Raw genomic sequence first — 316 nt, 5'->3', positions numbered from 1 at the left:
GTACCGGGCCGTCGACAGCCGGGGCCGCACTGTCGATTTTTATCTCTCCTCCCGTCGTAACAGCAAAGCTGCATACCGGTTTCTGGGTAAAATCCTCAACAACGTGAAGAAGTGGTAGATCCCGCGATTCATCAACACGGATAAAGCGCCCGCCTATGGTCGCGCGCTTGCTCTGCTCAAACGCGAAGGCCGGTGCCCGTCTGACGTTGAACACCGACAGATTAAGTACCGGAACAACGTGATTGAATGCGATCATGGCAAACTGAAACGGATAATCGGCGCCACGCTGGGATTTAAATCCATGAAGACGGCTTAC

Annotated in this window: 1 pseudogene; it reads left to right on the top strand. The window is 53.8% G+C overall.

Annotation, left to right across the window (positions count from 1 at the left end):
• Positions 1-316: pseudogene (locus tag FHC48_RS23180) on the top strand (IS6-like element IS26 family transposase); the annotation flags it as partial.

Origin of the sequence: Enterobacter sp. EC_50, assembly GCF_019584525.1 — a bacterium.
GTDB classification, from domain to species: Bacteria; Pseudomonadota; Gammaproteobacteria; order Enterobacterales; family Enterobacteriaceae; genus Enterobacter; species Enterobacter roggenkampii.
Note: the sequence above shows the minus strand (reverse complement) of the source record. Positions and strands in the feature narration are given on the sequence as shown.